Annotated in this window: 5 protein-coding genes; 4 read left to right on the top strand and 1 reads right to left on the bottom strand. The window is 69.1% G+C overall.

What is annotated here, in order from left to right; genetic code table 11:
* Positions 1-171 precede the first annotated feature (171 nt).
* The 3 genes from ACFUK0_RS39475 (at position 172) to ACFUK0_RS39485 (ending at position 2,060) form a co-directional block, all read left to right on the top strand.
* A complete protein-coding gene (locus ACFUK0_RS39475) occupies positions 172-624 on the top strand; it encodes a hypothetical protein (RefSeq protein WP_380258797.1) in 453 nt (150 codons plus the stop codon).
* Between the two features lie 17 nt (positions 625-641).
* Positions 642-1,157 (top strand): DUF4240 domain-containing protein, encoded by a 516-nt coding sequence (locus ACFUK0_RS39480; RefSeq protein ID WP_380258799.1) that lies wholly within the window; start codon positions 642-644, stop codon positions 1,155-1,157.
* A 216-nt stretch (positions 1,158-1,373) separates the two neighbouring features.
* The gene (locus ACFUK0_RS39485; protein ID WP_380258801.1) at positions 1,374-2,060 is read left to right on the top strand and encodes a helicase-related protein; all 687 of its coding nucleotides are present in this window, start codon (positions 1,374-1,376) and stop codon (positions 2,058-2,060) included.
* A gap of 33 nt (positions 2,061-2,093) precedes the next feature.
* On the opposite strand, the gene ACFUK0_RS39490 is transcribed toward ACFUK0_RS39485, so the two are convergent.
* Entirely contained in the window at positions 2,094-2,552 is a 459-nt protein-coding gene (locus tag ACFUK0_RS39490) for a hypothetical protein (RefSeq protein WP_380258803.1), read from the bottom strand.
* A gap of 992 nt (positions 2,553-3,544) precedes the next feature.
* Between ACFUK0_RS39490 and ACFUK0_RS39495 the strand changes: the two genes are divergently transcribed.
* Complete coding sequence (locus ACFUK0_RS39495; protein WP_380258805.1) at positions 3,545-4,564, top strand: acyltransferase family protein; 1,020 nt, start codon at positions 3,545-3,547, stop codon at positions 4,562-4,564.
* Positions 4,565-4,622 lie beyond the last annotated feature (58 nt).

Below are 4,622 nucleotides of genomic sequence, written 5' to 3' on the forward strand. Positions count from 1 at the left end.
GCCCCGGACTTCACGTCCGGGGCCCGCTGTCGTTATCCCGACCAATGTCAGGGCTCCGCCCGCGGGTAATGGTGTGGGGGAGAAGTGGTCTGATCCTGTCAGCCCCCGGGGGGATGGCCGCATCTGCGGCGGGTGTTCACGAGTAGGGCTGACCAGCAGTGGACGGGGTCCTTGAAGATCGCTTCCCGTTTGCTTGGTGATCGTTTCCGGAGCCGGCTGTCGGAGTCGGGTGTCATGCTGCCGGTGGAAGAGGGCGGCAACGGTTTGCGAGGGCTGACTGCGATGGGTTTCGAGGGCCAGGTCTGGCGTCTGGTGAGCCAGGATGAGCCAGTGGGCGAGATCGTGATCGAGGAAGCCGACTTTCCATGGCTTCGCGGTCGCTTCATCGCAGGTCCGGCCTTCGCGGCGTTCGAGCCGCTGTTCACCCGCTCAGGGGTACTGGCCGACGCGGAGGACTGGGAGGGCTTCGAAGGCGTCTACGAGGAGATCACGAAGGCTCTGTCCTTGGTCTCACCCTCAGGACCAGTGGCCGACTTCCTGCTGCACATTCAGGACGGTCATTCCTGGTTCCGGTGGAGCGACGAGCCGTTCGACGGCGGGGAGGCCACGGTGATCGCGTCGTGAACGGTCCGAGGACATCGGTGAACAGCGGAGTCGACCCTGGCCTGCCGGTGATGGCATGGGAGCGGTTCTGGCAACTCATCGAGGTTCTCGGCTGCAAGGCCGGCATCGAGACCTGCCAGGGCTTCGAGGAGGGCTGCGCACGCCTGACCGCGATTCTCTCGTGCGAGCCGGTGGGCCAGATCATCGGCTTTGGTGAGCGTCTCGCGGAAGCTCTCTACCGGCTGGACCAGGAGCCGTTCGGCACGCTGCCCGTCGTGGGGATGGGGTTGTCCGACGGCTCGCCGTTTCCGCAGTCGGACGACAGCTTCCTGTACTCGCGGGCTGCTGTTGTGGCTGCCGGCCGCCAGGCATACGAGAGTGTCTTCGGCCATCCGGAGCGGTTCGCGCCGTTCACCGCGCTGCAATGCGAGGAACTGCTCTACGTCCACGAGGAGGCATTTGAGCAGGCGACCGGAACAGAGTGGGACCGCCTCACCCGCTACGACTACGAGTCCTGCTCCAACAAGGACGGCTGGCCCGAGCTCCATAGCTGAGCACCGTCCGCCTCAGAGCCGGTGATCGTTTCCCGGAAGGATCGGACGGGATCTCGTGACCATTCACGAGCCGGGCTCGTGAACAGTCGCTGCGGGGCGGGCGTGGGGTTCTAGGAAGAGGCCGAGGAGGCCGGCGGGCACGGGCTGCTGACCGGGGTCTGGACGGGGCCCGCGTCCGGCCGGGCGCGGGCTGGGAGTGGGTACCTCGCCGCCACCATGAACGCCGCCGCCGAGCTGCTCCCCGTCGGCGATCGGCCGGAGCGGGTGACCGCCCTCGCAGTGGCCGGCAGTGACCGCCTCTCGGAGCGCCGCGCGGCGTTCGCGACCTTCTCGGCCTCCACCGGAGAGCGGCCCGGGGAAGAGGGTGAGGAGTGCTGCATCATCTGCAACAGCCGGCTCCTGAACGAGGGCATCGACGTGGCCGCCGTGGATGCGATCGTCTTCGCCGACCCCAAGTCCTCGGTCATCGACGTCGTCCAGGCCGTCGGCCGGGCCCTGCGCCAGTCCTACCGGCAGGGCAAGGTGTCCTGGGTCATCATCCCCGTCTACCTGCCCACCCCCGAGGCCGGCGATGACACTGCGGCCGCCGACCCGGCCGAGATCCAGGACGCGGGCGAGGCCGTGAAGGCGGAGGCCGAGGAGGAGATCGAGGCGTCCTCCTTCCGCACCATCTGGCGCGTCCTGCGCGCCCTGGCCGCCCACGACGCCCGCGTCGTCGGCCGCATGACCGAACTGCGCACCAAGCGGGCGGGGGAGAAGGACCACACCGTCGTGTCGGAGGCCGACGCCGACGCTGGCCAGGATGGTGTCGAGCAGCCGGCGGGGGAGTCGCCGGTGGACTGGCTGCGGACGACCGAAGGAGCTTCCCCCTTGCGGCCTACCGGCACGCCGACGGCGAGCTGATGATGCCGGCCACTCCCGTGACCGCGGTGGTGGTCAGTTCTGTGTGCGTCGGAGCAGTTCGTCGTCGGAGCAGGTCTGGTCGGGGTCGACCACGAGGCAGAGGTTGACGCCATCGGAGTCCTTGCGGATGCCGGCCTGGATGCCGCAGGCAGCGATGGCCTCCTTGCCGGCAGGGTTGAGTGCCATCCAGTTGCTCCGGTCGACGCCTGTGCCGGTGTCCACGCCGGACAGGTCGACGAGGTGCCACCTTCCCGTGCTCAGGGCGTCCGCGCAGCCTCCGGGGAGGGGCAGTCCCTCGGTGACGTGGCCCGCCGTGAAGGTCCCGTCGGTGCTGAAGGAGAAAGCTGCGCCCTTCGGGTTCTTCCAGGTCCCGGTGATGTCGGATCTGCCGGCGGCGAAGTCCGCTCCACCAGAGGTGCATCCGCTCAGCAGTGCCGCTGCCGCGATGATCGCGGCAGCGGGCGTGTATGCCACGAGGCGGCGGGGGTTCACGGGGAGTCCATCCTGATCGATCGTTGTGCGTGTCCGCCGGCTGGGGCCACTCGTGCTGCCGGGCGCCAGGAGCCCCGCACTGCGCTATTCGAGCACGAAGGGGCAGTCGGCGTTCACATCGGCCGGCCGGTACGACGGTCCGCCAAGGACGGTGCCGTCCGGACGGCGTTCGGGTGCCCGCAGCGACAGGCCGACCAGCTGGTCACCCCCTGGCCATGGTCGGGCCGGATCACCCGGCCGCCTCCGGGCGCGGCCACCCTGACCGGGTGACCACCACGACCAGCCACGCCGCCTCTCGCGCCGCCGTCGAACGGCTGCGTGCCTAGGCTCCCACCGGCTTCCGTGCCGACCTCCTCGACCGCGTCCGCGAGGTCGCCTTCGCCACCGGCTGGCTGCGCCTGGACGACGACGCGTGCCACGAGGTGCTGCTCGTTGACGTGCCGCGCTGGGCGGCTGCCCGGAGGAGCCTCGTCGTGTACGACGACGAGGACGACCCCGAGTGTTACGGCCGGCCCGTCGAGCGGGTTCGTCGACGTCGACACCTGCCGGGCCCGGACCGCTGACCTCGCCGCCTCCTGAACGGCCGGGCGGCCACAGCGGCTGGCTCAGGGAATCCTCGGTGGGTTCCCATCGGGATGATCCGAACCTTCAGTCACCCAGAGCGGACCCGACAGCGCAAATCCGAACAAGGCCGGCAGCCCTTTACGTGCGGATCGTGGCTGAACTGGGCAAATCGGTTGAGTGCGAGGCCAGTTCGCGATCGGCTCCGGCGGTCCCGGTAAATTCCCTCGTGAGCCGAGTGGTGATGAGGTGCCCGGCCAGTGGTCCTTCCACACGGCCTGTATAGGATTCCGGGCACTGGTTTGCCATCAAATGAAACGTTGAGAGCCCCCCTCATGCTGATATCCGCGGCCCCGCCCACGCAACCACCCGAGCCGCCTCAGGTTGCCACCGCGCCGTCGGCGAAGGCCGTCCCGGAAATTCCTCGGAGGGTGGCCTACTTTGACAACGCGAAGGTGCTGGCAATCCTGCTCGTGGTCTGCGGGCACTTCTGGGAGCCACTGGTAGGCCGGTCGCACGAGCATCTGATACGCGCGCTCTACCTTCTGGTCTATGCCTTCCACATGCCTGCCTTCGTGCTGATGTCGGGTTACTTCTCCCGGACGTTCACGGGCCGTCCGGACCAGCTGCGGCGCCTGCTCACCGGTGTCCTCGTTCCCTTCCTGGTGTGGGGCACCGCGCTGGAGGTGTTCACCGCCCACCTGGAGGACCGGCCGGTCCGGCTCGCACCGCTCACGCCGGTATGGATCACTTGGTTCCTGGTCTCGCTGTTCCTGTGGCGGCTGACGGCGCCGGTGTGGCGCGCCCTGCGGGCCCCGGTCCTGGTCTCGGTTACCGTCGCGATGGTCTCCGGGGCCTACTCGCTCGGCGCGCAGCTCTCCATCACCCGGACGCTGCAGTTCCTGCCGTTCTTCGTCATCGGTCTGACCGTGCCGGAGTCGTTTGTCGAGCGGTTCACGCGGGCGCGCTGGCCGCGGGTCGCGGCGGTCCCGGTCTTCGCCGCCGGCGCGGTGGCGGCGTACCTGCTGGCGCCCCGGCTGGACCAGGTGGTCTGGTTCTACCGCAGCGCGGGGGCCCCGGACCTGCACGTCTCCTACCAGCGCTGGCTGCTCTGCGCGGGCGCACTCATGCTGGTAGCCCTGGTATTGACGGCGGCCTTCCTCGCCCTGGTGCCCCGCCGGAACAGCGTGCTGAGCAGGCTCGGGGCCGGAACCATGTATGCCTTCCTGGTGCACGCGTTCGTCCAGCGCTGGCTGGTGTCGACGCACTTCTACGACCGGCCGTTCTGGCACCACGCCCAGGGTCAGGCGGTTCTCACGCTGGCCGCCGCCTCGCTGGCGCTCCTCCTGTGCAGCCCGCTCCCGGCGCGGCTACTGCGGCCCCTGGTCGAACCCCGGCTGGCCTGGATGTTCCTTCCGGACGGGAGGGGCCGCAGGGGCCGGCATTCCTGAGCACTATTTCTGGGCTGCGTGCCCGGTTGCGTGGGTGGCCCGCTGCACATCTGTGCAG

It is taken from the genome of Kitasatospora sp. NPDC057223 (assembly GCF_042669755.1).
Lineage (GTDB): Bacteria > Actinomycetota > Actinomycetes > Streptomycetales > Streptomycetaceae > Kitasatospora.